Genomic DNA, 281 nt, shown 5'->3' on the forward strand with positions numbered 1-281 from the left:
CTCAGAAGTGAAACGCCGTAGCGCCGATGGTAGTGTGGGGTCTCCCCATGCGAGAGTAGGGAACTGCCAGGCATCAAATTTAGTGTGCTGATATGGCTCAGTTGGTAGAGCGCACCCTTGGTAAGGGTGAGGTCCCCAGTTCGACTCTGGGTATCAGCACCAGTTTTTCGGTTTAAGTTCGGCACTTAGAAAAGAATTTGTCTGGCGGCTGTAGCGCGGTGGTCCCACCTGACCCCATGCCGAACTCAGAAGTGAAACGCCGTAGCGCCGATGGTAGTGTG

Annotated in this window: 1 tRNA gene and 1 rRNA gene; both read left to right on the forward strand. The window is 54.8% G+C overall.

The features are described from left to right. Nucleotides 1-86: 86 nt before the first annotated feature. Nucleotides 87-162: transfer RNA gene (locus tag OGX99_RS00810), tRNA-Thr, on the forward strand. A 38-nt stretch (nucleotides 163-200) separates the two neighbouring features. Continuing rightward, a 5S ribosomal RNA gene (gene rrf / locus OGX99_RS00815) occupies nucleotides 201-281 on the forward strand; the annotation flags it as partial.

The sequence above is a fragment of the Citrobacter sp. Cu096 genome (assembly GCF_030332285.1).
GTDB classification, from domain to species: Bacteria; Pseudomonadota; Gammaproteobacteria; order Enterobacterales; family Enterobacteriaceae; genus Citrobacter; species Citrobacter meridianamericanus.